This window comes from Shinella sp. M31 (assembly GCF_049199205.1).
Lineage (GTDB): Bacteria > Pseudomonadota > Alphaproteobacteria > Rhizobiales > Rhizobiaceae > Shinella.
Window position 1 is genome coordinate 1 of sequence record NZ_JBLZPH010000066.1, and the last position, 26,150, is coordinate 26,150.

The 26,150-nt window shown below is 61.8% G+C and carries 27 protein-coding genes; 25 read left to right on the forward strand and 2 right to left on the reverse strand.

Going from position 1 to position 26,150, the window contains the following annotated elements; translation table 11 throughout:
• Nucleotides 1-12: 12 nt before the first annotated feature.
• The 19 genes from ACOZKU_RS10035 to ACOZKU_RS10125 all read left to right on the forward strand — a co-directional run bounded on the left by ACOZKU_RS10035 (nt 13) and on the right by ACOZKU_RS10125 (nt 16,779).
• The gene (locus tag ACOZKU_RS10035; RefSeq protein WP_421578753.1) at nt 13-669 is read left to right on the forward strand and encodes a hypothetical protein; all 657 of its coding nucleotides are present in this window, start codon (nt 13-15) and stop codon (nt 667-669) included.
• Nucleotides 666-1,880, forward strand: a complete 1,215-nt coding sequence (locus ACOZKU_RS10040; protein WP_421578754.1) for a MotB family protein — start codon at nt 666-668, stop codon at nt 1,878-1,880. Before ACOZKU_RS10035 ends, ACOZKU_RS10040 begins: the two co-directional genes overlap by 4 nt.
• Nucleotides 1,881-1,883: 3 nt before the next feature.
• Nucleotides 1,884-3,215, forward strand: a complete 1,332-nt coding sequence (gene motC, locus ACOZKU_RS10045; protein ID WP_421578755.1) for a chemotaxis protein MotC — start codon at nt 1,884-1,886, stop codon at nt 3,213-3,215.
• Entirely contained in the window at nt 3,212-4,822 is a 1,611-nt protein-coding gene (locus tag ACOZKU_RS10050; RefSeq protein WP_421578756.1) for a flagellar hook-length control protein FliK, read from the forward strand. The genes motC and ACOZKU_RS10050 overlap by 4 nt, the downstream gene beginning before the upstream one ends.
• Entirely contained in the window at nt 4,746-5,321 is a 576-nt protein-coding gene (locus ACOZKU_RS10055) for a transglycosylase SLT domain-containing protein (RefSeq protein WP_421578757.1), read from the forward strand. Before ACOZKU_RS10050 ends, ACOZKU_RS10055 begins: the two co-directional genes overlap by 77 nt.
• 280 nt (nt 5,322-5,601) lie before the next feature.
• Nucleotides 5,602-6,276: a transcriptional activator Rem gene (gene rem / locus ACOZKU_RS10060; RefSeq protein WP_421578758.1), complete on the forward strand. Its 675-nt coding sequence runs from the start codon at nt 5,602-5,604 to the stop codon at nt 6,274-6,276.
• A gap of 110 nt (nt 6,277-6,386) precedes the next feature.
• On the forward strand, nt 6,387-7,586 hold the full coding sequence (locus ACOZKU_RS10065; RefSeq protein WP_421578759.1) for a flagellar hook protein FlgE: 1,200 nt from the start codon (nt 6,387-6,389) through the stop codon (nt 7,584-7,586).
• Between the two features lie 43 nt (nt 7,587-7,629).
• Nucleotides 7,630-9,075, forward strand: coding sequence for a flagellar hook-associated protein FlgK (gene flgK / locus ACOZKU_RS10070; protein WP_421578760.1), 1,446 nt, complete (start codon nt 7,630-7,632; stop codon nt 9,073-9,075).
• 3 nt (nt 9,076-9,078) lie between these two features.
• The gene (locus ACOZKU_RS10075) at nt 9,079-10,134 is read left to right on the forward strand and encodes a flagellar hook-associated family protein (protein WP_314092694.1); all 1,056 of its coding nucleotides are present in this window, start codon (nt 9,079-9,081) and stop codon (nt 10,132-10,134) included.
• Between the two features lie 38 nt (nt 10,135-10,172).
• A complete protein-coding gene (gene flaF, locus ACOZKU_RS10080; protein ID WP_421578761.1) occupies nt 10,173-10,523 on the forward strand; it encodes a flagellar biosynthesis regulator FlaF in 351 nt (116 codons plus the stop codon).
• Complete coding sequence (gene flbT, locus ACOZKU_RS10085) at nt 10,520-10,966, forward strand: flagellar biosynthesis repressor FlbT (protein WP_244760987.1); 447 nt, start codon at nt 10,520-10,522, stop codon at nt 10,964-10,966. The genes flaF and flbT overlap by 4 nt, the downstream gene beginning before the upstream one ends.
• On the forward strand, nt 10,960-11,388 hold the full coding sequence (gene flgD / locus ACOZKU_RS10090) for a flagellar hook assembly protein FlgD (RefSeq protein WP_314092702.1): 429 nt from the start codon (nt 10,960-10,962) through the stop codon (nt 11,386-11,388). The genes flbT and flgD overlap by 7 nt, the downstream gene beginning before the upstream one ends.
• Complete coding sequence (gene fliQ, locus ACOZKU_RS10095; RefSeq protein ID WP_313523614.1) at nt 11,385-11,651, forward strand: flagellar biosynthesis protein FliQ; 267 nt, start codon at nt 11,385-11,387, stop codon at nt 11,649-11,651. The genes flgD and fliQ overlap by 4 nt, the downstream gene beginning before the upstream one ends.
• A 141-nt stretch (nt 11,652-11,792) precedes the next feature.
• Nucleotides 11,793-13,880 carry a flagellar biosynthesis protein FlhA gene (gene flhA, locus ACOZKU_RS10100; RefSeq protein ID WP_313523616.1) on the forward strand — a complete coding sequence of 696 codons (2,088 nt, stop codon included), beginning with the start codon at nt 11,793-11,795 and terminating at the stop codon, nt 13,878-13,880.
• Complete coding sequence (gene fliR / locus ACOZKU_RS10105) at nt 13,877-14,629, forward strand: flagellar biosynthetic protein FliR (RefSeq protein ID WP_314092706.1); 753 nt, start codon at nt 13,877-13,879, stop codon at nt 14,627-14,629. Before flhA ends, fliR begins: the two co-directional genes overlap by 4 nt.
• A gap of 2 nt (nt 14,630-14,631) precedes the next feature.
• Nucleotides 14,632-15,030, forward strand: a complete 399-nt coding sequence (locus tag ACOZKU_RS10110) for a hypothetical protein (RefSeq protein WP_421578762.1) — start codon at nt 14,632-14,634, stop codon at nt 15,028-15,030.
• Between the two features lie 280 nt (nt 15,031-15,310).
• Entirely contained in the window at nt 15,311-15,868 is a 558-nt protein-coding gene (locus ACOZKU_RS10115) for a rod-binding protein (protein WP_314092710.1), read from the forward strand.
• Between the two features lie 15 nt (nt 15,869-15,883).
• Nucleotides 15,884-16,252 (forward strand): hypothetical protein, encoded by a 369-nt coding sequence (locus tag ACOZKU_RS10120; protein WP_117368237.1) that lies wholly within the window; start codon nt 15,884-15,886, stop codon nt 16,250-16,252.
• Nucleotides 16,249-16,779: a hypothetical protein gene (locus ACOZKU_RS10125; protein WP_421578763.1), complete on the forward strand. Its 531-nt coding sequence runs from the start codon at nt 16,249-16,251 to the stop codon at nt 16,777-16,779. Before ACOZKU_RS10120 ends, ACOZKU_RS10125 begins: the two co-directional genes overlap by 4 nt.
• Before the next feature lie 42 nt (nt 16,780-16,821).
• Here the strand turns inward: ACOZKU_RS10125 and ACOZKU_RS10130 are convergent, their stop codons facing one another.
• A complete protein-coding gene (locus ACOZKU_RS10130; protein WP_421578764.1) occupies nt 16,822-17,631 on the reverse strand; it encodes a WecB/TagA/CpsF family glycosyltransferase in 810 nt (269 codons plus the stop codon).
• Between the two features lie 520 nt (nt 17,632-18,151).
• On the opposite strand from ACOZKU_RS10130, the gene folD reads away from it, so the two are divergent.
• Complete coding sequence (gene folD, locus ACOZKU_RS10135; RefSeq protein WP_314092718.1) at nt 18,152-19,042, forward strand: bifunctional methylenetetrahydrofolate dehydrogenase/methenyltetrahydrofolate cyclohydrolase FolD; 891 nt, start codon at nt 18,152-18,154, stop codon at nt 19,040-19,042.
• 40 nt (nt 19,043-19,082) lie between these two features.
• On the opposite strand, the gene ACOZKU_RS10140 is transcribed toward folD, so the two are convergent.
• Nucleotides 19,083-20,111, reverse strand: a complete 1,029-nt coding sequence (locus ACOZKU_RS10140) for a LacI family DNA-binding transcriptional regulator (protein WP_421578765.1) — start codon at nt 20,109-20,111, stop codon at nt 19,083-19,085.
• A gap of 326 nt (nt 20,112-20,437) precedes the next feature.
• Here ACOZKU_RS10140 and ACOZKU_RS10145 point away from each other — a divergent pair, with 326 nt between their 5' ends.
• The 5 genes from ACOZKU_RS10145 to ACOZKU_RS10165 form a co-directional block, all read left to right on the forward strand.
• A complete protein-coding gene (locus ACOZKU_RS10145) occupies nt 20,438-21,778 on the forward strand; it encodes an ABC transporter substrate-binding protein (protein WP_421578801.1) in 1,341 nt (446 codons plus the stop codon).
• 163 nt (nt 21,779-21,941) lie between these two features.
• Complete coding sequence (locus ACOZKU_RS10150; protein WP_314092724.1) at nt 21,942-22,949, forward strand: sugar ABC transporter permease; 1,008 nt, start codon at nt 21,942-21,944, stop codon at nt 22,947-22,949.
• A gap of 1 nt (nt 22,950) precedes the next feature.
• Nucleotides 22,951-24,096: a carbohydrate ABC transporter permease gene (locus ACOZKU_RS10155; protein ID WP_314092725.1), complete on the forward strand. Its 1,146-nt coding sequence runs from the start codon at nt 22,951-22,953 to the stop codon at nt 24,094-24,096.
• 78 nt (nt 24,097-24,174) lie between these two features.
• Nucleotides 24,175-25,830 carry an alpha-glucosidase gene (locus tag ACOZKU_RS10160; RefSeq protein ID WP_421578766.1) on the forward strand — a complete coding sequence of 552 codons (1,656 nt, stop codon included), beginning with the start codon at nt 24,175-24,177 and terminating at the stop codon, nt 25,828-25,830.
• A 30-nt stretch (nt 25,831-25,860) separates the two neighbouring features.
• The coding region (locus tag ACOZKU_RS10165) for an ATP-binding cassette domain-containing protein (protein ID WP_421578767.1) at nt 25,861-26,150 on the forward strand (290 nt) is incomplete at its 3' end.

Genomic DNA, 26,150 nt, shown 5'->3' on the forward strand with positions numbered 1-26,150 from the left:
GGGAGAGGGCGCATGAGCGCACAACTCGCCCGCTACCTGAAGGATTTTGGCGCACCGCCGCGCGCCAAGGCTCCGACCTTCCAGCCGCCGAGCTTCGGCACAGATGAAGACGGTGCTGCGTCTTCCGAATCCTTCGCGATGCCGCTTGCCTTGCCGCCGGTCGATATCGAAGCCGAACGGGCCACCGCCTTTGCCGAAGGGCGCTCGGAGGCCGAGGCCGAGCTTCATGCCAGGTTCGATGCCGAAATGGACGCCTTGAAAGAGGCGCACAAAGCCGAACTGGAAAACCTGCGCCTGCGCTACGAGCAGGACTATGCCAGGGCGCTTGCCGAACGCTTCTCAATGCTGACGGGCGAAGTGGCCGATGTCGTCGCCGCCCAGACCGCGCAGGTGCTGGCACCCGTCATGAATCAGATCCTGACCAAGGGTGCCGTCGGCGATCTTGCGCGCATGATCACTGAAGGGCTGCAGGATGGCGAGGGCGTGACGATTACGGTGAAGGGGCCGGCAAACCTCTTCGAGCAGTTGAAAGCGCGTTTCGACGACCCCGCGCCGGTCTTCCGGCATGTCGAGACGCAGGATGTCGATCTGACGGTGGAATATGGCGAAACCGTCCTGGTAACGCGGATGGCGGCCTGGGCTGACACCGTACGCAAGGTGCTTGCATGAGCGAAGGCGAAAATCACCACCACGGCAAGAACGAGATCATCATCGTCAAGCGCCATGGCGACCATGACGGCGACCACCATTCGGCCGCCTGGAAGATCGCCTATGCCGACTTCATGACGGCCATGATGGCGTTCTTCCTCGTGATGTGGCTCGTCAATGCCGCCAACGAGAAAACGCAGGCTTCCGTTGCCGCCTATTTCAACCCGATCAAGTTGACCGACGACAAACCGGCCGACAAATCGGTGAAGAAGCCGGCCAACAGTGCGGAAGGCGAGGCGACGCAGGACAAGTCCAAGGAAGCCGGCCAAAAGCAGGCCGCCGGAAATGGCGCCGAAAACGGCAAGGACGAAAGCACCTCCGCGGGCGAGGAGACGCAGTATTCAGAGGCGAACTATTTCGAGAACCCCTATTCGGTTCTCTCCGAGATCGCACAGGAAGTCGGCCAGCAGGCCAATGTAAGTGCCAAGGGCGAGGGCGGCGCCGCCAATTCCGGTCCCGCGACCGGCGCGGATGGCGGCGAAGCCTATCGCGACCCGTTCGATCCCGATTTCTGGACGCAGCAGGTGGATATTTCCCAGGCGACCAGCAACGGCAGCGAAGGCAAGGCGAACCAGCAGGTTGCCGTCGCCAGCGACAAGACCGTGCAGGAGGCGCTTGCCAAGGACGATGCGGAGAAGGCGGAGGCTGCCAAAGCCGAAACCGACAAGGCTGAAGCCGAAAAGGCCGCTGAGGAAAAGAAGTCCAAGGAAGATGACGACGCCGGCAAGCTGAAGGCCGAGATCACCCAGCAGATCGGCACGCTCGGCAAGCTGGCGGAAGGCCTGACCGTGACGCCGGCCGAGGGCGGCCTGCTCGTCAGCCTCACCGACCAGATGGACACGCCGATGTTCAACATCGGCTCGGCGCTGCCCAAGCGCGAGATGGTGCTGGCCATGGAGAAGATCGGCAAGATTCTCGAAAGCCGCCCCGGCGCCATCGCCATCCGCGGTCATACCGACGCCCGGCCCTTCGCCGGCGGCAAAAATGACAACTGGCGCCTGTCCATGGATCGCGCGCAGAGTGCCTATTACATGCTGGTGCGCGGCGGGCTTGCGGAAAAGCGCGTGAGCCAGGTCACGGGCTTCGCCGACCGGCGCCTTAAGGTGCCGGCCGATCCCATGGCCGATGCGAACCGCCGGATCGAAATCCTCATCCAGGCCGAGGGCGGCTGATCGATGAGTCTGTTTTGCCGCCTTCTTCTGACGGGTACGGTTTTCTGCGCAGCGCTCGGTGCCGGTGCATCCGCGCGCGCGGAAAGCCCCGAGGATATCGAGCCCTACAAGATGATCCGGTCGCTGCAATATGTGCAGGACACGGTGGTGCTCGGCGATCACTCGGCCATGGAGATGCAGCGTTTCCTGCTGACCACCATCGACGACCGGCTGCGCACGGCCGAGCCCTCCGTCTTCGACGATCCGCGCAATGTCGATGCGGCCCTCGTCTATGCGATGAGCGGCGGCAATCCGGAAACGCTGGAACTGCTGATCAAGAAGGACGTCGACGGCCATTTCGATTCCCGCCTGACGGATGCGCTCCGCGCCTACCTCTCCGGCCGCGGCACGCAGAGCGTCAAGTCGCTCGCGGAGATCTTTCCGGAATACAAGCGGTCGCGCGTCGGCCCCTATCTCGCGCTCGTCTCGGCCAATTCGGTCATCCGTAAGGACCCGGCGCTGGCGCTGACCTATTTCGACTGGGCGCGGCTCGTTGCGCCCGGTACGATCGTCGAGGAGGCGGCGCTGCGCCGCTCCATCTTCATCACCAGTGAGGCCGGCTGGACCGACAAGAGCATGGTCTATGCAAACCGCTATGCGCGCCGCTATCTGCGCTCCCCCTATGCCAGCCAGTTTGCCGATCTCTTCGTGAAACTGGCCGTCGATCATTTCGACGAACTCAAGGAAGAGGACATCTTGGAGGTTCTCTCCTTCATGGATGTGCCGCGCCAGCGCGAGGTCTATCTGCGCATGGCGCGCCTTGCGGCCATCACCGGCAAGAACAAGCTCGCGACGCTTGCCGCAACGCGCGCCCAGATGCTGTCCGACGACGGCGAAAGCGTGCCCAAGGTTCTGGCGGATCTCTATTCGGGGCTCGCCTCCGTGCCGTCGGGTGACGTCGCGACGGCCATGGAAGCCATCGCCGCCATTCCCGACGACAAGCTTTCGCCGAAGGACCGGGCGCTGAAGGCGGCGGCAAAGGCTGTGGCCGAGGAAGTGCTGCGCGCGCCCGAGACGGCCGCGGTAGAAGAGAGCGTGCCACAAAAGCAGGCCGCTCTCCCGGTGGAGGGGGAAGACCCCTCCTATGACGGATTGAGTGAGGCCGAAACGGCCGACCGGACGATGGACCCGCGCGCAGGCGCGGGGGAGATTCCGGTCGCAGCCGCCGGGTCTGGGACTGAAAAGAAAGAGCAGCAGGGGAAGGCGGGCGTGGATCCGGCTTTCGACACTTTCGTGTCGGGCGGCCGCTCCAAGCTCGACGCGATCGACGCGCTCTTGAAAGGAGAAGGCAGTTGAGCACCATCGGCAACGGTATTAACGGCATCGTGCCGGGACAGACGTCCTCCAAGAGCAAGGCAGCCCACGGCAAGACGGCGGACACCTCGCAGAAGAATGCCTTCGCGAGCGCAGTCGCCAGCCTGCAAGGCAAGGCCGGCGATGGCGAGAGCGGCCGCAAGGGCGGGCGCATCTCGATTGCCGAGACCAGCCGCAGCCAGATCCAGATCGAGCAGACTGCCACCACCACGCGCAAAGCCGGTGAGCGAGACCTTGCCGTACTCGCAGAGGCACTCAAGGAAACCAGCGTCTCATCCTCCGCGCAGGCAGAAACGCTCCTTGACGGGAAGGCCGTCTCCCACCCGGCGGGAAACGGTCCGACTCTTCCCAGGGCGCATGTTGATGACCGGACTGCCAACACATCGGTCTCGCAGAAGAATGACCATCTGAAAACAAAGCAGGATACGGGCGCAACGCAGGCCTCGCCGATTGCCGACACGCGCGACGCTGCGGACGAACTCCTCATTGCGCTCGGTAATGTCAAGGATGGAAAAAACACCGGCCTGCCTGAGGGCGCCAAACACATCAAGGACGCCGCAGACATTAAAGATCGGAAGGATGCCAAGCAGGATGGGGAGGCCGCTTCAGCCAAGAGCGATGTCGGCAATCTCCTCGAAATGCTGGCCGCTCCCGCCGCCATTCCGCAAGCCATCGTCAATGGTGCTGCGGTCCAGATGGTGGCTTCCGGCGTCATGCAGGACGTGAAGGGGCAGCCGGGCGAGAAGGGTTCGGCGAAGGCCGAGATCGCGCTCGCCGCGAAGGTTGACGGTAAGGCGACGGCCAATGCGGACGCAGCATTGCTCGCCGACATGCCGGATGCCGGCGAGGTCCCCCAATCGGATACGGACCAGCTGTTCCGGCTGATCCGCGCCGATGGCAAGGGCCGGGATCTCGATATGAGCATTTCGGGCACGGGCGAGCGCACGAGCGTGCGTGATGCCAGCCAGACGGCTGCCGGAAAGGCGGAGACGGTGACGGTCCTCGATTCCCGCCGCTATATTGGCCTGGCACCGACCAGCAATGCCAGCGCGGTGACCACTGCCATCGCACAGGATCCGAACTGGGCGGCATCGCTCAGCTCCACCGGCGGCCTCAGCCATTCGGAAGCGGCAGCGACCGGCAAGGTCGTCAATACGCTGAAGATCCAGATGAAGCCGATCGATCTCGGCACGGTGACGGCGACGCTGCGCCTACATGGTGATGCACTGGTTGTTTCGCTGCAGGTGGAGACGGGCGAAGCCTATCGCCAGCTCAGCGACGATCAGGATGCCATCGTCAAGGCGCTGCGTGGCCAGGGCTTCGCCGTCGACCAGGTCAGCGTCCAGCTGTCGTCGATCGACCGCAGCAGCGGCACCCCGCAGCAGGGCGACGGACAGGCCTCACAGCAACAGCAGCAGTCCTCCAGTCAGCCCCAGGCCCGTGAGGGCGGCAACGGCCGCCAGAGCGGTAATGGCGACGGCACACGCACTTTCGCAGGCGAAGGAACCTCCCATGACGGCAACACGTCGGAAAACGCTTCTGGGCTTGCTGGCGGCCAGTCTGTGCGCTCTGGCGGCGTCTACCTCTGAAGCGGCGACGTCGGGCAGCTGCGAGCGTGAAATCCTCGCGGCGGCGGCGAAATACGATATCCCGGCCGGCATCCTCTATTCCGTCGGTCTCACCGAGACCGGCCGGAAGGGATCGTTGCAGCCCTATGCCATGAATATCGAGGGCAAGGCCTATTTCGGCCGGAACCAGGAAGAGGCGCTGCAGGCCTTCCAGGTGGCGCGGGCCCGCGGCGCCAAGCTGATCGACCTCGGCTGCATGCAGATCAACCACCATTTCCACGGCGACCAGTTCGCGTCGCCGGCGGAAATGTTCGACCCGCGCAAGAATGTCGAATATGCGGCATCCTTCCTTGCGCGTCTCCACGCCAGGCATGAAACCTGGACCATGGCCGTCGCCCGCTACCATGCGGGCCCGAACAACGACCCCGCGCAGAAGCGTTACGTCTGCCGGGTGATCGCCAATCTGGTTGCGACGGGCTATGGAAGCTGGACGACAAACGCGAAAACGTTCTGCCAGTAATTCTATTAAAAGTTGAACATTCATGCCCGTTCGGCTTGTGCCGCAATGTGGCAGCAATGCGCCCAGTTTTGGCATGGCAAGGCGCAGCGTTAACCTTTGTTAACTTTTCCACCATAAAATTGTGGCGGAAAACGCCAAGGCCTACTATATGTAGACCAAATCGGCACGCAATTCTTAATCAACTGTTAAAACCACCCAGTCACTTTCTCTAGTTGCCGGTGATTCGCCCGATTCGTACCACTGCCTGAACGAGGCACCACACTGATTCGGAGGCGGACGAATGATCGTAGTGGTTGATGAGCGCGAGCTCGTGAAAGACGGCTATACTTCTCTTTTTGGTCGCGAGGGCGTGCCCTCGACGGGGTTCGATCCCCGTGAATTCGGCGAGTGGGTCAATACCGCCGCCGATTCCGACATCGATGCGGTCGAGGCATTCCTGATCGGTCAGGGCCAGCACGGCATGGAACTGCCGCGGGCGATCCGTGATCGTTCGCAGGCTCCGGTCATCGCGGTCAGCGATACACCCTCGCTGGAAAACACCCTTGCGCTGTTCGACAGCGGCGTCGACGACGTCGTGCGCAAGCCGGTTCATCCGCGGGAAATCCTGGCCCGGGCGGCGGCCATCCGGCGACGCCTGAAGGCGCTGACCAACTTCACCGAGATCGGCCCGATCCGGGTGTTCTCAGACGGTCGTGATCCCGAGATCAGCGACGAGGTCTTTCCGTTGCCGCGCCGCGAGCGCCGCATCCTGGAATATTTGGTCGCCAACCGCGGCCGCCGGCTTTCCAAGACCCAGATCTTCAACGCGATCTACGGCATTTTCGACGAGGACGTCGAAGAGAACGTAGTTGAAAGCCACATCAGCAAGTTGCGCAAGAAGCTGCGCAAGAAGCTCGGTTTCGATCCGATCGATTCCAAGCGCTTCCTTGGCTACTGCATCGATTGGCAGGGCTGAAAAATTTGCGATCCGGCGGGGAATGCGGACCCCGCCGGATCGCGTTGCAGCCAGCTTCACGCAAGGCCCGTCCCATAGGGTCCTGGTGACGAGATGAACGGGGATTTGACATGAGCCTTTACGGTACGATGAGAACGGGTGTTTCCGGCATGAACGCCCAGGCAAACCGTCTGAGCACGGTTGCCGACAACATCGCGAATGCGAACACGACGGGCTACAAGAAAGCCTCCACCCAGTTCTCCTCGCTGATTCTGCCTTCGACGGGCGGTGCTTACAATTCCGGTGGCGTGACCACCGACGTGCGCTACTCCATCGGCTCGCAAGGCACTTTCACATATACGACGTCGTCGACGGACCTCGCCATCAACGGCAAGGGCTTCTTCATCGTCAAGGGCAGCGACGGCCAGGAATATATGACCCGCGCCGGCGCTTTCACCCCGATGGATGACGGTTCGCTGCAGAATTCCGCCGGCTTCACGCTGATGGGCTATGAATACTCCTCGACAGAAGATCCGACCATCGTCGTCAACGGCTTCGACGGCCTCGAAGAGATCAACCTGTCCTCCGGCGAGCTTAGTGCCACGGGGTCGACGGAGGGTGCGCTCGACGTCAACCTGCCGTCGAATGCCGCCGATGGTTTCGAGAAGAAGACGTCGCTCAAGGCCTATGACAGCCAGGGCAATTCGCGTCTCATCGAATTCACTTACACCAAGGTGTCGGACAACAACTGGACGGTTGAAGCGGTCTATGACGGCACATCGATCGCCGGTCCGATCGCCATGACCTTTGGCACCGACGGCAAGCTGCTGACCCCGTCGCCGGCGACGATCACGACGAGCGCGCTGGCCACAGGTGGGGCAAACCTGGCTTCGCTCGAAATCAGCATCGGCGGCTCCACCCAGCTCGCTTCCGATTTCGGCGTCTCCAACGGCAAGATCGACGGCAATGCGGCCGCCAAGGTCACCGGCTACGAGATCAGCGACGACGGCGTTCTCTCGCTGAAATATTCGAACGGTGAACTGACCCCGAAGTACCGCATCGCGATGGCCTCGGTGCAGAGCCCCGACAACCTCAAGCCGCTGCCGGGCAACGTCTACTCGCAGAGCAACGAATCGGGCGTCGTCGTTATGGGTTATGCCGGCAGCAACGGTTACGGCAGCATCATTTCCGGCGCGCTCGAAGATTCCAACGTCGATATCGCCGAGGAACTTACGAGCATGATTGAATCGCAGCGTAACTACACGGCGAATTCCAAGGTCTTCCAGACCGGTTCGGAACTCATGGAAACGCTCGTCAACCTGAAGAGATAATGCGGCCTGAACCCCGCGCGCAGTCGAGAGTTAGGTAAATCCGATGTCGCTTTCAACAGCAATGAAGACTGCTCAGTCGAGCTTTTCGAACGTAGGCCTGCAATCGGCCGTCGCGTCGAAGAACATTGCCAATGCAAGCGATGCGTCCTATGCGCGCCGGTCGGCGGTTCTCGCCACGGCCGCAACAGGGGCCTCTGTCGTCGAAACGCAACGGGCCCAGAACGAGGCGCTGCTGAAGCAGAATCTCGTCAGCATTTCCAAGTCGTCCGCGCAGAATACGCTTCTGACCGGGCTGACCAACATGAAGATGATGCTCGGCGGCGAGGATTACGAACTCGCCCCGTCCACCTATCTTTCCAAGCTGCGCGACAATCTCCAGGCGTTTGCCGACAAGCCGAACGAAGTTTCGCTTGCCGAGACGGTCGTTGCCGACGCCACCGATGTCGCCAACTCGCTGAACAGCACGTCGCTTGCCGTGCAGAAGATGCGTGCCGAGGCGGATGCCGATATCGGCACCGCGGTGACGGAACTCAACCGCCTGCTTGCCGAGTTCAAGACCTATAACGACCAGGTCAAGCAGGGCACGGCCGCCGGCACTGACGTCAACGACGCGCTCGATCAGCGCGATAAACTCCTGACCCAGATCTCGCAGATCGTCGGCGTCAGCACGCTGAAGCGGACCAACAACGATCTGGCGCTCTATACGAGCGACGGCACCGTGCTGTTCGAAACGGAGCCACGTGCCGTGACCTTCACGGCGACCCCGACCTATACGGCGACCGTCACCGGCAACCAGGTTTACATCGATGGTGTCGCCGTCCAGATGGGCACCGGCGGCAACACGAGCGCGCAGGGCTCCATCGGGGCACTCCTGCAGCTTCGCGACTATACGGCCCCGACCTTTCAGACGCAGCTTGACGAGACGGCGCGCAGCCTGATCAACATGTTCTCCGAAAACGTCTCGGGAACCCAGGTGGACGGACTTTTCGTCCGCAACGGCGTCGGCGTCGGCGATGACTTCAGTGTCGATACGGCCGTGTCGGGACTGGCCACGGTGATCGGGGTCAACCCCGCCGTCATCACGAGCCAGGGCGGCAACGCCATGCTGCTGCGCGATGGCATTAACGATACCTTCAACACCGGCAACAATGCCAGCTTCTCCGAACTCCTGAAAAGCTATGCCGCGGCGTTCGAAACGCCGACGATCTTCGACACGGATGCGGCGATCGACACGACGGCGACGATCCTGGCTTTTTCGACCGGCTCGGTCGGTTGGCTGGAACAGCTGCGCAGCGCGGCAACGACCGCAAGCGACGACAAGACGGCGCTGCTCGGCCGCACGCAGGAAGCGCTGCAGAACGTGACGTCCGTCAGCCTCGACGAGGAGCTCGCGCTGCTGCTCGATCTTGAACAGTCCTACAAGGCATCGGCAAAACTCGTGTCGGCGGTCGATGAGATGATCACCGCGCTTCTCCAGGCGGCAGGCTAAGCTATGAAGGCTTCTTTCGTTTCCAACATGTCCCTCCAGAACGCGATGCGCATCACGGTTGCGAGCGCGCAGAAGGAGATGCTGAAGGTTCAGGAAGAGTCCGTGACGGGCCGCCATGCGGATGTCGGCGCGGAGCTTGGTGCCAAGACTGCCCGCACGCTGAACCTGCACCGCGACCTGCAGCGTATGGAATCGCTGAAGAGCACCAATGCCCTGACGACGCAGCGCCTCGCCGCATCCCAGGCCGCGCTCGGCCAGATGTCGACGGCGGCAAACGACGCCATGGGCGTGCTGATCGCGCTGTCGGGCATCACCTCCGCCGACCAGCTCCAGCTTGCCAAGAAGAATATCGGCGATGCGCTGTCGACCTTCACGGCGGCGGCCAACACGTCCTTCAGCGGCGAATATCTGTTCGCCGGCATCAATTCCGACGTGATGCCGTTCAACGACTATGATCAGACCTCGCCCGTGTCGGATGCCAAGGCCGCTTTCGACACGGCCTTCCTGACGCACTTTGGTTTCGATCAGACAGACGCCGCCGTTTCGACCATCGACCCCGCCGACATGCAGTCCTTCATCGACGCGCTCGACACGGACTTCATGGGCTTGAACTGGGAAAACAACTGGTCGAATGCGTCCAGCGAAAACATGAACAGCCGCATCAGCGCCTCCGAAACGGTGCAGAGCTCGACCAACACCAATGTGGACGGCATGCGTCACATGGCGCTCGGCTTGGTGATCGGCAAGGAACTGCTGGCGCTCAACATTTCCGAAGCGTCCCGCAAGGTCGTGAGCGATGCGGCGATCGACTATATGGGCCGCGCCGTCTCCGGCATCGACGGGGAACGTTCGAAGCTCGGCATTTCCGAATCCCGCGTGACCCAGGCCAACACCTCGCTCGACGCCCAGATCACCATCTTGAGCACCAGCATCAAGGATATGGAAGGCATCGATACCTACGAGGCAGCGACGCGTGTGACCACGCTCGAATCGCAGCTTTCGCTCGCCTACACGCTCACCTCGCGGATCCAGAACCTGAGCCTGCTGAACTACCTCTGATGAAGCAGAGGATACGGACACACATGAAGGATGTCTGAATGTACCAGTTTTCATATGCCGAGATCATGGAGGAGGGCGTCGCCGTCTCGAAAGATCGGGAGCGGCAGGTCCTCGAGCGGTCTGTTGCGCTTCTGGAAGCGGCAATTGCGGCCGGCGGAACCTACGGCAAGGAAGCGGTGGAAGCCGTCTACTACACGCGTCGCGTCTGGATCCGGTTCATCGAGGATCTCGGAAATCCGGAAAATCAACTCGCTGACGAACTGCGGGCCAATCTGATCTCGATCGCGATCTGGATTCTCAAGGAAATCGAAAAGATCCGCAAACGCGAATCTAAGAATTTCCAAGGCATTATCGACATTACAACCATCATCAAGGATGGAATCAAATGAAAAGTACGCTGCGTATATCGCTGAAGTCTGGGGAACGTATTTTCGTCAACGGCGCCGTTCTGAGGGTCGATCGCAAGGTGGCGATCGAATTCCTGAACGACGTGACCTTCCTTTTGGAAAACCACGTCCTGCAGCCGGAACAGGCGACGACCCCGCTTCGCCAGCTCTATTTCATCGCGCAGATGGCGCTGATCAATCCGGAAGGCGCCGAGCAGTCGATCGCCATGTTCCGCAAGTCGGTCATCATGCTGCTCTCCTGCTTCAAGAACGAGGAAGTGCTGGCCGAACTGAAGCGCGTCGACGCGCTCGTCACGCAGGGCCGCGCCTTCGAAGCGCTGAAGGCGATCCGCGGGCTCTACCCGATCGAGGACCGCATTCTCAACAATCAGGAAATGGCGCCCGCCACGATCGAGCAGATCCGCAGGGAGATCGCACCATGGTAACGCCGGTCGGCGCCGCAAGCAGCGCCAAGTCCACCCCGGTTGCAACGGGCAGCGAAGCGTCAACCGCCGAAAAGTCGGCGACGCTGAACTACGAAAGCTTCCTGAAGCTGCTCGTGGCGCAGATGAAGAACCAGGACCCGACCGAGCCGATGGATTCGGCCCAGCAGATGGCGCAGCTCGCGACCTTCTCGCAGGTCGAGCAGACCATCAAGACGAACAAGAATTTCGAGAGCCTGCTCCAGCGCACGTCGCTGCAGGAAGCCAATTCCGTCATCGGCCGCACCGTCACCAGCGAGGACGGCAAGGTTACTGGTGTCGTCAAGGAAGTGACGCTATACAACGACGGTATCGTGGCCAAGCTTGATTCGGGCGAAAAACTCGTCATCGGACCCGGCGTGAAGATAAGCGAAACCAAGACTTGAATGAGGCAGACGCCCTCGACATAGCGCAGGCAGCCATCTGGACGGTCGTCGTGGCCTCCGGACCGGCCGTGCTTGCCGCCATGGTCGTCGGCGTCACCATCGCCTTCGTGCAGGCGCTGACGCAGGTGCAGGAAATGACCCTCACTTTCGTGCCGAAAATCCTGGCGATCTTCGTTGCGATCGCCATCTCGGCGCCCTTCATCGGCGCCCAGATCTCCATCTTCACCGATCTCGTCTTCTCCCGCATCCAGAGCGGATTCTAGCGCGCCTCCGGACGCGCTTTGCGCCTCGCCGGCGTGGCTTTCCCCCATCCTCGCACAAGCTTCGCCCTGTAGGTCATCGGGTGAAATGGGCGACGCATGTTCCGCGCCGCCGCCTCTCATGATGAGACGGGAAGCATAAAGATGGCGCAAGTTCCGGCAATCAACCTTCCGAAGGTCAGTCCCAGCGGTCGCGACGTCGCGTTCGCCGTGGGTATCCTGACGATCCTGTCGATCCTCTTCCTGCCGATCCCGGCCTTCATGATCGACATAGGCCTGGCCTTCTCGATCGCCTTCTCGGTGTTGATCCTGATGGTCTCGCTGTGGATCCAGCGGCCGCTCGATTTCTCGGCCTTCCCGACCGTCCTCCTCATCGCCACCATGGTGCGCCTGTCGCTCAACATCGCGACGACCCGCGTCATTCTCTCCCATGGCAATGAGGGTCATGACGCGGCGGGCGGCGTGATCGCCGGTTTCGCCAGCCTCGTCATGTCCGGCGACTTCGTCATCGGTCTAATCGTCTTCATGATCCTGATCGTGGTGAATTTCATCGTCATCACCAAGGGTGCGACGCGTATCGCGGAAGTCGGCGCGCGCTTCACCCTCGATGCGATCCCCGGCAAGCAGATGTCGATCGACGCCGACCTTTCGGCCGGCCTCATCGACGAGAAGCAGGCGCAGCTGCGCCGCCGCGAGCTGGAAGAGGAAAGCTCCTTCTTCGGTTCGATGGACGGTGCCTCGAAATTCGTGCGCGGCGACGCCATTGCCGGCCTGCTCATCACCGCCATCAACGTGTTCGGCGGCATCATCATCGGCTATTTCCGCCATGGCATGGAGCTCGGCGAAGCCGCCGACGTCTTCGTCAAGCTCTCGGTCGGCGACGGTCTCGTCTCGCAGATTCCCGCCCTGATCGTTTCGCTCGCTGCAGGCCTTATCGTCTCGCGCGGCGGCACGTCGGGTTCCACCGACCAGGCGGTCATCAACCAGCTCTCCGGCTATCCGCGCGCACTGCTCGTCGCCGCAGGACTGATGATCATGCTTGCCCTCATGCCGGGCCTGCCCTTCCTGCCCTTCATGGTGCTCGGCGGCCTGATGGCTTTCGGCGGCTGGATCATTCCGCGCCGCATCGAGGCCGAGAACCAGGTCAAGCGTGCCGCCGAGGCCCAGCAGGTGCAGGCGACACGCGACCAGGAGAAGGATTCGGTCAAATCGGTGCTGAAGACCGCCGAGATCGAACTGCTGCTCGGCAAGCAGGTCTCCACCCGCCTGCTCGGCGCGCATCAGGAACTGGCCTTCCGCGTCGGCAAGATGCGCAAGAAATTCGCCGGGCAGTACGGCTTCGTCGTGCCGGAAATCAAGGTCTCCGACGACATCGCCATTCCCGACAAGTCCTACCAGATCCGCATCCACGGCACGACGATCGCCTCCAACATCGTGCGCGTCGGCGAAGTGCTCGTCGTCACCGGCGGAGGGCGCAAGCCGAGCGTGCCGGGCGATGAGATCCGCGAGCCCGCCTTCGGCATGCCGGCCGTCTCGATCCTCGAAACCTTTGCCGAGGACCTGCGCCGCGAGGGCTTCCACCCGATCGACAACGTTTCGGTTGTTCTCACGCATCTCTCGGAAGTTATTCGCAACAACCTGCCGCAGCTCCTGTCCTACAAGGACGTCAAGGTGCTGATCGAACGCCTCGATCCGGAATACCGCAAGCTGGCCGACGAGATCTGCTCGTCACACATGTCCTATTCCGGCCTGCAGGCGGTGTTGAAGCTGCTGCTCGCCGAGCGCGTCTCCATCCGCAACCTGCACCTCATTCTCGAAGCCGTCGCGGAACTGGCGCCGCATGTGCGCAAGACCGAGCAGATCGTCGAGCATGTCCGCATCCGCATGGCCCAGCAGATTTGCGGCGATCTGACCGATAACGGCGTTCTGCCGGTGCTGCGTCTCGGCAACAAGTGGGACATGGTGTTCCACCAGGCGCTGAAGCGCGACTCGAAGGGCGAAATCGTCGAGTTCGATATTGATCCGCGCCAGCTCGAAGAGTTTTCCGAACAAGCGACCCGCGTTATCCGCGAGTTTCTCGACCGCGGCACGCCCTTTGTACTGGTCACGTCGCCCGAATCCCGCTCTTATGTGCGCATGATCATCGAACGCCTGTTTGCAACATTGCCGGTTCTCTCGCATGTCGAGCTCGCCAAGGGCATCGAGATCAAGATTCTCGGCTCGATTTCATGATAACCGACCCGCAGGGCACGGTGCTGGCGCTGTTCGCCGCCTTCTGCCGTGTCGGCGGGTGTTTCATGCTGCTGCCGGGCTTCTCCTCGGCCCGCATCTCGATCCAGATCCGCCTGTTCCTGGCGATCGCCATCTCGATGGGCGTGCTGCCGATTATGTGGGACGTCATCTATCCGCGCTCCACCGGCGATCTCGACGGTTATCTCAAGATGATTGTGTTCGAGACGCTGACGGGGGCCGTTATCGGCCTGATTGCCCGCTACTACGTGCTCGGCCTGCAATTCGCCGGCACGGTTCTGACCATGATGATGGGCTTCAATGCGCCGCCGACACCGGATGTGCTGGAAGATACCCAGGAAAACCAGCTGACGAACCTCCTGTCCTTTGCCGGTCTGCTCGTGCTGTTCATGCTGGATTTTCACCATGTCGTCCTGCGGGCGCTGATCGAATCCTACAATGTCATGCCGATCGGCGCGGGCTTCAATCCGCAGAGCGCGCTGATCACGCTCACGGACACCTTGAGCCAGACCTTCATGATCATGCTTAGGCTGGCGAGCCCCTTCATTCTCTACGGCCTGGTGTTCAACGTCTCCGTCGGCCTGATCAACAAGCTCGCGCCGCAGATCCCGATCTACTTCGTCTCGCTGCCCTTCATCATCACCGGTGGCCTGCTCCTTCTCTATTTCGGCATCTCGTCGCTGCTCGAGATTTTTGCGAGCGGCTTCATTCCGGTCTTCAGGGGGGAATAGCGATGGCGCAGAGCCGTTCGGAAAAGCTCAAACGTCTCGTGACGGTGCAGCGCCATCTCGAAAAGATGGCCGAGATTGATCTCGCCAACACGACGCGCCAGCGCCAAGAGGCGGCCGAGACCATGGATGCGGTGGCCGACGCGATCAATTCGCTGAACCCGGTGCATCGCAGCTTCTCGCGCCACTATTCCGGCCAGTACAGCCGCTTGCAGCAGCAGGACCAGATGCTGGCCAACGTCCAGCAGATGCATGAGATGCGCGTGGTGCGCGAGCGCACCAAGGGCGACCGCATGGAAGATCATATGAAAGAAGCCCGCAGCGCAGAAGAGCGCGAGGCGGCCGACGACGCCATCTACGATCTGATCGACCAGCACATCGCCTACAAGGGCGGCAACGACTAAGATTGTCCTCAAGCCTTTGGAACGACACGGCGTTTTTGCGCACACGCGCTCAAGCTTGCCTCAAATTGGATTCCGGATGCGCTGCCGTCACGGCATCGTCATCCGCCACCAGCCTCCCGTAAGGTTGAGCAGCGATAGTCTCCCCACGGACGATGAAGAGGTTTACCGAAGCAGCTGCCATGTGCAGCGCGGGTGAGCCGATGTCCTGATGGTCATGAGGCCGGCGGACCGCCATGAGGACGGGTCCGGCTCGCAGGATTTACCTGAAAGGCTTTGAGACGTGGCAATTACTCCCCCCAGCGATCTGGTGCTCGATGTCGTGCGCGCTGCCGATCCTACCCAGGTTCAGGAAGCGCAAGCCAAGCTGAAATCGAACCGCGCTTCTTTCGAAGCGACCAGTCTTGCCGAAGCAGGCGCCGGATTCCAGGCCGCCGTCGGCACCATTCTCAATCGTGATTCCGCCGGCGCGGCGTCGTCGTCGAACGGCGTTTCCGCGGTCGGCGGCAAGGCGGCCGTGCCGGAGCACCTGCGCAAGTTCGAGACGATGGTTCTGCAGAACTTCGTGAAATCGATGATGCCGAGCGAGAGCGAGCAGATCTACGGCGAAGGAACGGCCGGCGAGATGTGGCGCGGCATGATGGCCGACCAACTGGGCGAGGCGCTCGGCAAGGGCGGCGGCATCGGCATTGCCGAGGCGCTCGCCAAGAAGAGCGGCATCTCGGGCGGCGCCAAGGACAACGATCCCGACCGTGTCGCCTCCGGCATGGTCCAGGCCCTGCAGCGGGAGGCCTTTGCCGACCTGACGCCCGGCATCAAAGACCACAAGAAAACGGCATAAGCGGAGAACAACAAAATGGAACAGGCAAGCAACGAAATCCGAATCCGCTCTGTGCTCGGTCGGCTTGAAACCATCATCGACAACGAGAACGACAATATCGGTCACGATCCCGATTTCGATCTGCCGACGTCGAATGCCCACAAGAGCCGCTGCCTCTATGAGCTGGCCATGCTGACACGCGACGTGCGCCCCGAAGAGGTTCCCCAGAGCTTCTCGCCGCAGCTTGGCCGCGTGCGCGAAAAGCTCGCCACAAACGCCCAGCGCGTCTCGGCCCATCTCGATGCGGTGCGCGAGGTCGTCACCATTCTGAAGAATGCCGTGCAGGACCTCGAGGCTGACGGCACCTATTCGCAGGAACAGTTCCGCCTGGGTTACGGGACATGATCAAGCTCATCGGCACCGGCGTCTGGGTCCTCGCGGTCACGCTCGCTGCGGTGTATTTTTCGCTGAAGATGGCCTCGGCCCCCAAGGTCGACGCGGAAGCCGCCGCGCGCGAAGCCGCGATGGAATTCGTCACTGGCTATACGACGACCGTGCCCGTCCTCGGCGAGGACGGCGTCAACGGCTACCTGCTCACCAAGCTCGCCTACAAGGCGAACAAGGAACTGGCAGCCAAGCAGGTCGTGCCGCTGCCGCAGATGATCACGGACGAGCTTTACACGCTGCTCGTCGGCAAGAAGATGATCGACGTGAAGTCGGCGGGTGATTTCGACCTCGACGCCTTCCGCGGCGTCATCAAGGAAGGCCTCAATCGTCGTTTCGGTGCAGACGTGATCGCTGAGGTCTATGTCGAGCAGATCGATTACATCACCACCGCTTCCGTCGAGGATCCGGCGCCCAAGAAGGGCGTCACGCTTCTGAAGGGCGACGTGCCCGAAGTGAAGCCGGCAGAAAAAAGCGGCGGACACTAGGTCCGCCGCTGAGTTGAGGCAGTTTTTGAAGAAGCCGGCCGTCTAGCGCGTGCCGGCTTTTGCCGTTTCATCCTCCGGGCGCTTCACCACGAGGCCCGACAACTTGTAGCGCATGACATGATAGAGGAAGAGCGGGTTGCCGATGACATAGCGCCGCCACAGGCGCGAGGGTTCCTGAAGCAACCGGTAGAGCCATTCGAGGCGCAGTTTGCGGACGCCAAGCGGCGCGCGGCGAACGTCGCCGGCGACGAAATCGAACAGCGCGCCGACGCTCAGCACCAGCCTTGCATGGCCGGGACCGACATGGCGGTCGATCCATTTCTCCTGCGCGGGGCTGCCCATGGCGACCAAAAGGATATCGACATTGGCCGCGCGCACCTGCTCCATGATCTCGTCGGATTTCGCCCGGTCGAAGAAACCGTCGGAAATCGGGATGAACTCATGCCAGGGCGCATGGCGGCGGAAGTTTTCCGTCGCGCGCTGCAGGGTCTTGGCGCGCGTGCCGATCAGGGCGACGCGCATCGGCTTGGTGATATAGGTCAGGAGCGCCGGCACGAAATCCGTGCCGTTGAGGTTCGCCGGGAACTTGCGCCCGTGGAATACCATGGAAGCGATGTCGACGCCGTGGCCATCGGGAAAGACGACCTGACGCTCGAGCACGGCGCGGTATTCCGGATCGCTCATCATCAGGTTCGCATTGTTCGCGTTGATGAAGGCGATGACGGTCTGGCCGAAGGGCATGGTCGCCACCTCTTCGGCAAAGGTGAAGGCATCGGCCCAGCTGAGCTCGCAGACGGGGAGGCCGAGAATGTCGCGTTGCGCGGTGACGATGTTGCCCGACATGAGGTTCATGGCCGGGCTCCACATGTCTGGCGACCGGACCGGCCAGCCGTCATGGCCCGCCGGATGGCGCTGTCGTTTGGGAATGTGGGAAAGGGCTTCATGCTGCTCCCGCAATACTTGTGCTGCTCGAAGCCGGTTTAGCAAGCCTGCCTGAAAGGGCTTTTAAGGAATTCCCTAGAAGGCCGTGGGATGTTTTCATGTTTTGCTAACCATGTGCCTGTCGGCGAACCTATCTCGCTGAAAATGCTTGCACTTATTGCGCTGTTTCCGTCATTGAAGCCCACATTTCGGCAAAAATATTTGCGCAGGGTGCTTCAAAAAAGGACTTTTCCGGCGGCCTGACCGGTTCCCTCACGCCTTCGGTGCATCCTCTCAGGGCTGACAGGAAAAGGGGTGTTAACGAATTGGGCGGCGTGTTTGCGAAACGGAACGCTTGAATTTATGCGTTTTGGACAGCATAGGGCGTTAAGAGGCCATCCCGCCGTGCAGCCGCGCTCCTAAAGTGGGCGCATTCATCAGGGAGAGAAATGTGACCACCATTATCGATGGGAAGCAGGTTGCCGCTTCCGTGATTGACGCCGTGAAGGCCGCGACCGTGACCTTGGAGAACGAGGCAGGCGTCAAGCCCGGTCTCGCCGTCGTCATCGTCGGCGATGATCCGGCAAGCCACGCCTATGTCGGCGCCAAGAGCCGCATGTCGAAGGAATGCGGTTTCAACTCCATCCAGCATACCCTACCGGAGCAGACGACGCAGGAAGAGCTCGCCGCCCTGGTCGAGACGCTCAATGCCGACGAGACCATTCACGGCATCCTCGTCCAGCTGCCGCTGCCCAAGCACCTGAATTCGGACCCGATCATCCAGTCGATCAAGCCGGAAAAGGACGTCGACGGCCTGCATGTCGTCAATGCCGGCAAGGTGGCGATCGGCGATCTCGACGGTGGTCTCGTCTCCTGCACGCCGGCCGGCGCCATGGTTTTCGTGCGCCGCACCCATGGCGAGGACCTGTCCGGCCTCAATGCCGTGGTGATCGGCCGATCCAACCTGTTCGGCAAGCCGATGTCGGCTCTGCTGCTCGCCGCCAATGCGACGGTGACGACCGCTCATTCGCGCACCCGGGATCTCGCCGGCGTCTGCCGCAATGCCGATATCCTCGTCGCTGCTGTTGGCCGCCCGGAAATGGTCAAGGCGGACTGGGTTAAGCCTGGCGCCACCGTCATCGATGTCGGCATCAACCGGATCACGACCGCGGAGGGCAAGACCCGCCTCGTGGGCGACGTCGCCTTCGAGGAGGCTGCCAAGGTCGCCGGCGTGATCACGCCGGTTCCGGGAGGCGTCGGTCCGATGACCATCGCCATGTTGATGGCCAACACCGTCATCGCCGCCTATCGCAAGGCCGGCAGAAAGCCGCCGAAGTTCTGATGATCGCGTGAATGCAAAAGGCGCCCCGCGGGGCGCCTTTTTATTTGCCCGTGGGGGCAGGGCCGGTCGAGGCGCGCACGATCAGATCGGTCTTCCAGAGTTCCTGCTGCGGCAGGGTCTCCAGCTGAAGGATATCGGCGATCAGCCGGCGCGCGATGCGCTGGCCGGCGGCGCGCAGCGAGGAGCGCGTCGTCGTCAGCGGCACCATGAAATTCTCCGGTTTCAGCATCGGCAGAACGTCGTCATGGGCGATCAGCGAGATGTCCGAGCCCAATTTCAATCCGGCCTGGTTGATCGCCCGCACCGCGCCGAGCGCCAGAACCGTGCTGGAACAGAGAACCGCCGTCGGCGGAGTATCAAGCTGCAGGAAGCGCTCCATCGCTCGGAAACCGTGTTCGTCGGTCATCTGCGAATTGGAGTTGCATTCGTCGCGCAGCACGAGGCCGTGCTCGGCCAGCGCCCGCTCCGTGCCCTTCGTCCGCCGTTTCGAGAAGGTGAGATAGTCAGGGCCGTTGATGAGGGCGATATGCCGGTGGCCGAGCTGCGCGAGCAGCCGCGCGGCATCATAGAAGGCGCCGGTATTGTCGATATCGAGATAGGGATAGTCCGTCGCGATGCCCATCGAGCGGCCATGCACGACGAAGGGCGTCTTCAGCGACTTCATCATGGCGATGCGCGGATCCTTCTCGCGCATATAGGCAAGGAACAGCGCATCGACATTGCCGCTGGCGACAAGCCGCCGGCACGTTGCCACCTCGTCTTCCGGATGGCTTGGATTGATGACGAAATGGAAGTCGTGCTTGACCGCCTCGTCGCCGAGGCCAGCCAGGAATTCGCCGAAATGCACGTCGGACTCGATACCGTCGGCGGTGGGCATGACCAGGCCGATCGAGCCGGCGCGGCCCGTCGCCAGGCGCTGCGCGGCCCGGTTGGGGCGGTAGCCTGTCTCCCGGACGGCATCGAGAACCCGCTGACGCGTCTCGGCATTCACCTCCGGATAGCCGTTCAGCGCCCTGCTGACGGTTGTCTGCGACAGACCCAGCAATTGCGACAACTGCTTGAGATTCACATGCTTAGCTTTCTTGAAACATTAAAAGCGCTTTGGATGTCGTGCCCTGACGTTCCCTATTTTTTTCCCAAAGCGTTCCGGCATGTAACATCAGCAATTCCTTCGGGAAAAGCAGATTTGGTCATTTTGCGCCGCAAAACTACGCTGCACTGCGTCAGAAACGGCGTTTTTGTTTGAAATGATTTGGGGGTACTTGACGAGGGTGAGGGGGAAATGGGATGAAAGCAAATCCAAAGCGCTTTGAATTTTGGGGTATTTTAGAGAATGCCTGCCCCGGGAGGGCGGGTTTGCTATGGGAGGCAAATCACGTGAAAAAGACATTGCTGATGACGGCTGCGCTGGCACTTCTGATGGCGGGCGGCGCTGCCGCTGCCGATTTGAAGTTCAAGCCCGGCGAGGATTCGAAATTCAACTGGCAGAGCTTCGAAGATTTCAAGAAGGGCCATGACCTCAAGGGCCAGACGCTGACGATCTTCGGCCCCTGGCGCGGCGAAGACGAAGCGCTCTTCAAGAATGTCTATGCCTATTTCGTCGAAGCGACGGGCGTCGACCTGAAATACTCCTCCTCGGAAAACTACGAACAGCAGATCGTCATCGACACCCAGGCCGGCAGCCCGCCTGATGTCGCCATCCTCCCGCAGCCGGGCCTGATCGCCGACCTCGCGTCCAAGGGTTACCTGACGCCGCTCGGTGACGAGACCCAGAAATGGCTTCTCGACAATTACGCCGCCGGCCAGTCCTGGGTTGATCTCTCGACCTACAAGGGCAAGGACGGCACGGCCGCGCTCTATGCCTTCCCCTACAAGATCGACGTGAAGTCGCTCGTCTGGTACGTGCCTGAGAACTTCGAAGACGCTGGCTACGAAGTGCCGAAGACCATGGAAGACCTGAAGGCGCTGACGGAAAAGATCGTCGCCGACGGCGGCACGCCCTGGTGCATCGGCCTGGGTTCGGGCGGCGCCACCGGCTGGCCGGCAACCGACTGGGTCGAAGACCTGATGCTGCGCACGGCTTCGCCGGAGACCTACGACAAGTGGGTGAAGAACGAGATCCCGTTCACCGATGCCTCCGTCGTCGGCGCGCTGGATGAATTCGGCTGGTTTGCCAAGAACGACAAGTTCGTCGATGGCGGTGCGGCAGCCGTTGCCTCCACCGACTTCCGCGACAGCCCGAAGGGCCTCTTCGCCTCACCGCCGAAGTGCTACCTGCACCACCAGGCATCCTTCATCCCGTCCTTCTTCCCGGAAGGCACGGTTGTCGGTGAAGACGCGGACTTCTTCTACATGCCGCCCTATGCCAGCAAGCCTGAACTCGGCAACCCGGTTCTCGGTGCCGGCACGCTCGCCATGATCACCAAGGACACGCCGGCCTCGCGCGCCTTCATCGAATTCCTGAAGACGCCGATCGCCCATGAAGTCTGGATGGCGCAGACGAGCTTCCTGACGCCCTACAAGAGCGCCAACAAGGAAGCCTATGCCAACGGTCCGATGAAAAAGCAGGGTGAAATCCTGCTGAACTCGACGACCTTCCGCTTCGACGGTTCCGACCTGATGCCGGGCAAGATCGGCGCGGGCGCGTTCTGGACGGGCATGGTCGATTTCGTCGGCGGCAAATCCGCGGCCGATGTCGCCGCCGGTGTCCAGAAGGCCTGGGACGCCATCAAGTAACATCCTGGCGAACCGGCGGGTTTCGCCCGCCGGTTTTCCCAAGCATGCCCACATGCAGCCGGACCATGCGGTGCAAGCCGCGTGAGCGCCCCTTGTGCCTCTCAGGGTCCGGTTTACGTGTGGAGAAGAGCGTCAGGGGATGCATTCCTGGGGAGGAACTGCCATGCAGCAATTGTTATTCGCCATTTTCACGATGGTGGGGGGCGTGCTCGCCTGCGCCGCCTATTTCTTCGGAACGAACTGGCTGCTCGACAAGATTTTCCCCTCCAAGGGGCTGACGGGCGCGCAGGCATCGCAGAACCTGCGCATCACCAATGCGATCAGGCCCTGGCTGTTCATGGCGCCGGCGCTCTTCGCGCTTGCCATCTACCTCGTCTATCCCGTCTTCGAATCCGTCCGGCTTGCTTTCCATGACCGCTCCGGCCAGCAGTTCGTCGGTTTGAGCAACTTCGTCTGGATGTTCAACGACGGCGAATTCCGCCAGTCGATCTTCAACAATTTCCTCTGGCTCCTCGTGGTGCCGGCGCTTTCCACCTTCTTCGGTCTCGTCATCGCGGCGCTGACCGACCGCATCTGGTGGGGTAATATCGCAAAGACGCTGATTTTCATGCCGATGGCGATCTCCTTCGTCGGCGCCGCCGTCATCTGGAAATTCGTCTACGACTACCGCTCGGAAGGCTCCGAACAGATCGGCATCCTCAACGCCATCGTGGTGGCCATGGGCGGCCAGCCCGAGGCGTGGATGACCATTCCCTTCTGGAACAACTTCTTCCTGATGGTCATCCTGATCTGGATCCAGACCGGCTTCGCCATGGTCATCCTCTCGGCCGCACTCCGCGGCATCCCGGAAGAGACCATCGAGGCGGCCGTCATCGACGGCGCGAGCGGCATGCAGATCTTCTTCAAGATCATGGTGCCGCAGATCTGGGGAACGATCGCCGTGGTCTGGACGACGATCACCATCCTCGTCCTCAAGGTCTTCGACATCGTGCTCGCCATGACCAACGGGCAATGGCAGACGCAGGTTCTGGCGAACCTGATGTTCGACTGGATGTTCCGCGGCGGCGGCGATTTCGGGCGCGGCGCGTCCATTGCCGTCGTCATCATGATCCTGGTCATTCCGATCATGATCTGGAACATCCGCAACGCCACCAAGGAAATGGAGCGCTGAGATGATTGCTTCCGCCCGTTCGCCGCTCATCATCGTCGTCCATCTTTCCGTCCTGCTGCTCGTCGCGCTCTGGACGCTGCCGACCGCCGGCCTGCTGATCTCGTCGCTGCGCGACAAGGACCAGCTCGCCGTCTCCGGCTGGTGGACGGCACTCTCCACCTCCTCGCAGAACCTCACCGGCCGCGCCGCGTCGCCCGAGGCGCAGGTCGAGAAGGATGGAAAATTCGTCATCGAGGGCAAGCTCCTCGACGGCGACAATGCCAAGGTCTCGGCCTTCGGCGTGCGCCCTCTGCAGCCCGCCGCCTTCGAAGCCGGCAAGCCCGCCGATCTGGGCGACGGCCAGACGCTCACGGTGAACGAGGACGGCAGCTACCAGATCGTCTCGCCGACCAAGATGGAAGGCACGCGCGGCCAGCGCATCTTCTATACGGCCTCCGTGCCGCCGCGCTTCACGCTCGACAATTATCGTGAAGTGCTGAATGCCGCCGGCATCGGCTCGTCCTTCATCAACTCGCTGACCGTGGCGATCCCCTCGACGATCATCCCGATCCTCGTTGCCGCCTTCTGCGCCTATGCGCTGGCCTGGATGCCGTTCCCCGGCCGGGCGATCCTGATCGCCGTCATCGTCGGCCTGCTCGTCGTGCCGCTGCAAATGTCGCTGATCCCGCTCCTGAAGCTCTATAACGGTGTCGGCGCCTTCTTCGGCGTGCCCGCGAAAACCTATGTCGGCATCTGGCTCGCCCATATGGGCTTCGGCCTGCCGTTGGCGGTCTATCTGCTGCGCAACTACATGGCCGGCCTGCCGCGCGAAATCCTCGAATCCGCCCGCGTCGATGGCGCCAGCGATTTCGATATCTTCGTGAAGATCATCCTGCCGCTCTCCTTCCCGGCACTCGCCTCGTTCTCCATCTTCCAGTTCCTGTGGACCTGGAACGACCTGCTCGTCGCCATGGTCTTCCTCGGCACGGGCAATGACGAACTGGTGCTGACCGGGCGTCTGGTGAACCTGCTCGGCTCGCGCGGCGGCAACTGGGAAATCCTCACGGCCTCGGCCTTCATCACCATCATCGTGCCCCTCATCGTGTTCTTCAGCCTGCAGCGCTATCTCGTGCGCGGCCTGCTGTCGGGTTCGGTCAAGGGCGGTTGATGAAAGCAATTCCAGCAAAAGTGTGAAGCGGATTTGCGTCCGGAATTGCGTAAAACAAAGTAACCAGGAAATACCAGAATGACGACGACGTCGGATTCCACCCTTCTCATCCCGGACAAGGACTGGTGGCGCGGCGCGGTGATCTACCAGATCTATCCGCGCTCGTTCCAGGATACGAACGGTGATGGCATCGGCGACCTCAAGGGCATCACCGAGCGGCTTGCCCATGTCGCCTCGCTCGGCGCGGATGCGATCTGGATTTCGCCGTTCTTCACCTCGCCGATGAAGGATTTCGGCTATGACGTCTCGGATTACCAGGACGTCGACCCGATCTTCGGCGAACTTGCCGATTTCGATGCGCTGATCGCCGAGGCGCACCGCCTCAACATCCGCGTCATGATCGACCTCGTCCTGTCGCACACCTCCGACAAACACCCGTGGTTCGTCGAAAGCCGCTCGCGCCGCACCAATCCCAAGGCGGACTGGTATGTCTGGGCGGATTCCAAGCCCGACGGCACGCCGCCGAACAATTGGCTGTCGATCTTCGGCGGTTCCGCCTGGCAATGGGACCCGACGCGTCTGCAATATTACATGCACAACTTCCTGACCTCGCAGCCGGACCTCAACCTGCACAATCCGGAGGTTCAGGACGCGCTGCTCTCGGTCGCCCGCTTCTGGCTGGAGCGCGGCGTCGACGGCTTCCGCCTTGATACGATCAACTTCTATTTCCACGACAAGGAGTTGCGCGACAACCCGTCGCTCGCCCCCGAGCGGCGCAATGCGCAGACGGCGCCGGCCGTGAACCCCTATAACTACCAGGAACATCTCTACGACAAGAACCAGCCAGAGAACCTGGAATTCCTGAAGCGCTTCCGCGCGGTCATGGAAGAGTTCCCGGCAATCGCCGCCGTGGGCGAGGTGGGCGACAGCCAGCGCGGTCTGGAGATCGCCGGCGAATACACTTCCGGCGGCGACAAGATGCACATGTGCTACGCCTTCGAATTCCTGGCGCCCGACCCGCTGACACCGGCCTTCGTGGCCGACACGCAGCGCGCGCTGGAAAAGGCGGCCCCCGAAGGCTGGGTCTGCTGGGCCTTCTCCAACCATGACGTGATGCGCCATGTCACCCGCTGGGGCAATGCCGTCACCGACCACGAGGCCCATGCCAAGCTGCTCGCCAGCCTCCTGATGTCGCTGCGCGGTTCCGTCTGCATCTATCAGGGCGAGGAACTGGCGCTGCCGGAGGCCGAGCTCGCCTATGAGGATCTGCAGGATCCCTACGGCATCCAGTTCTGGCCGGATTTCAAGGGCCGCGACGGCTGCCGCACGCCGATGGTCTGGGAAAGCGACAAGCAGTCCGGGGGGTTCAGCCAGGGCAAGCCGTGGCTCCCGGTGCCGGACGTCCATCTCGAGCGCGCCGTCAGCGTGCAGGAGGGCGACGACGCCTCGGTTCTCGCGCATTACCGCCGCTTCCTCGCCTTCCGCAAGGAGCATGTGGCGCTGGTCAAGGGTGAGATCGACTTCGATTCGGCCGAAGGCGCGATCCTCTCTTTCGTACGCACGCACGGTAACGAGAAGGTCTTCTGCGCCTTCAACATGAGCCCGGTCGCCCGGCTTGCCGATCTTCCGGCGGGCCAGCTGGAAGCGCTGGAAGGCCATGGCTTCGGCAGCATCATGCATGAGGAAAATATCGAACTTCCGGCCTGGAGCGGCTTCTTCGCCCGCTTTTCTTGATCGGTCAAAAACTATTGGGGAGGTAAGAGCATGACAGGGCTGGTTCTCAAGGATATCCGCAAGTCCTATGGCGCGGTGGATGTGATCCACGGCATCGATCTCGACATCAAGCAGGGCGAGTTCATCGTCTTCGTCGGCCCGTCCGGCTGCGGGAAGTCGACGCTGCTGCGCATGATCGCCGGCCTTGAGGAGATCACCGGCGGCGACATGACGATCGACGGCGAGCGCGTCAACGACGTGCCGCCGTCCAAGCGCGGCATCGCCATGGTGTTCCAGTCCTACGCGCTCTACCCCCACATGACCGTCTACGACAACATGGC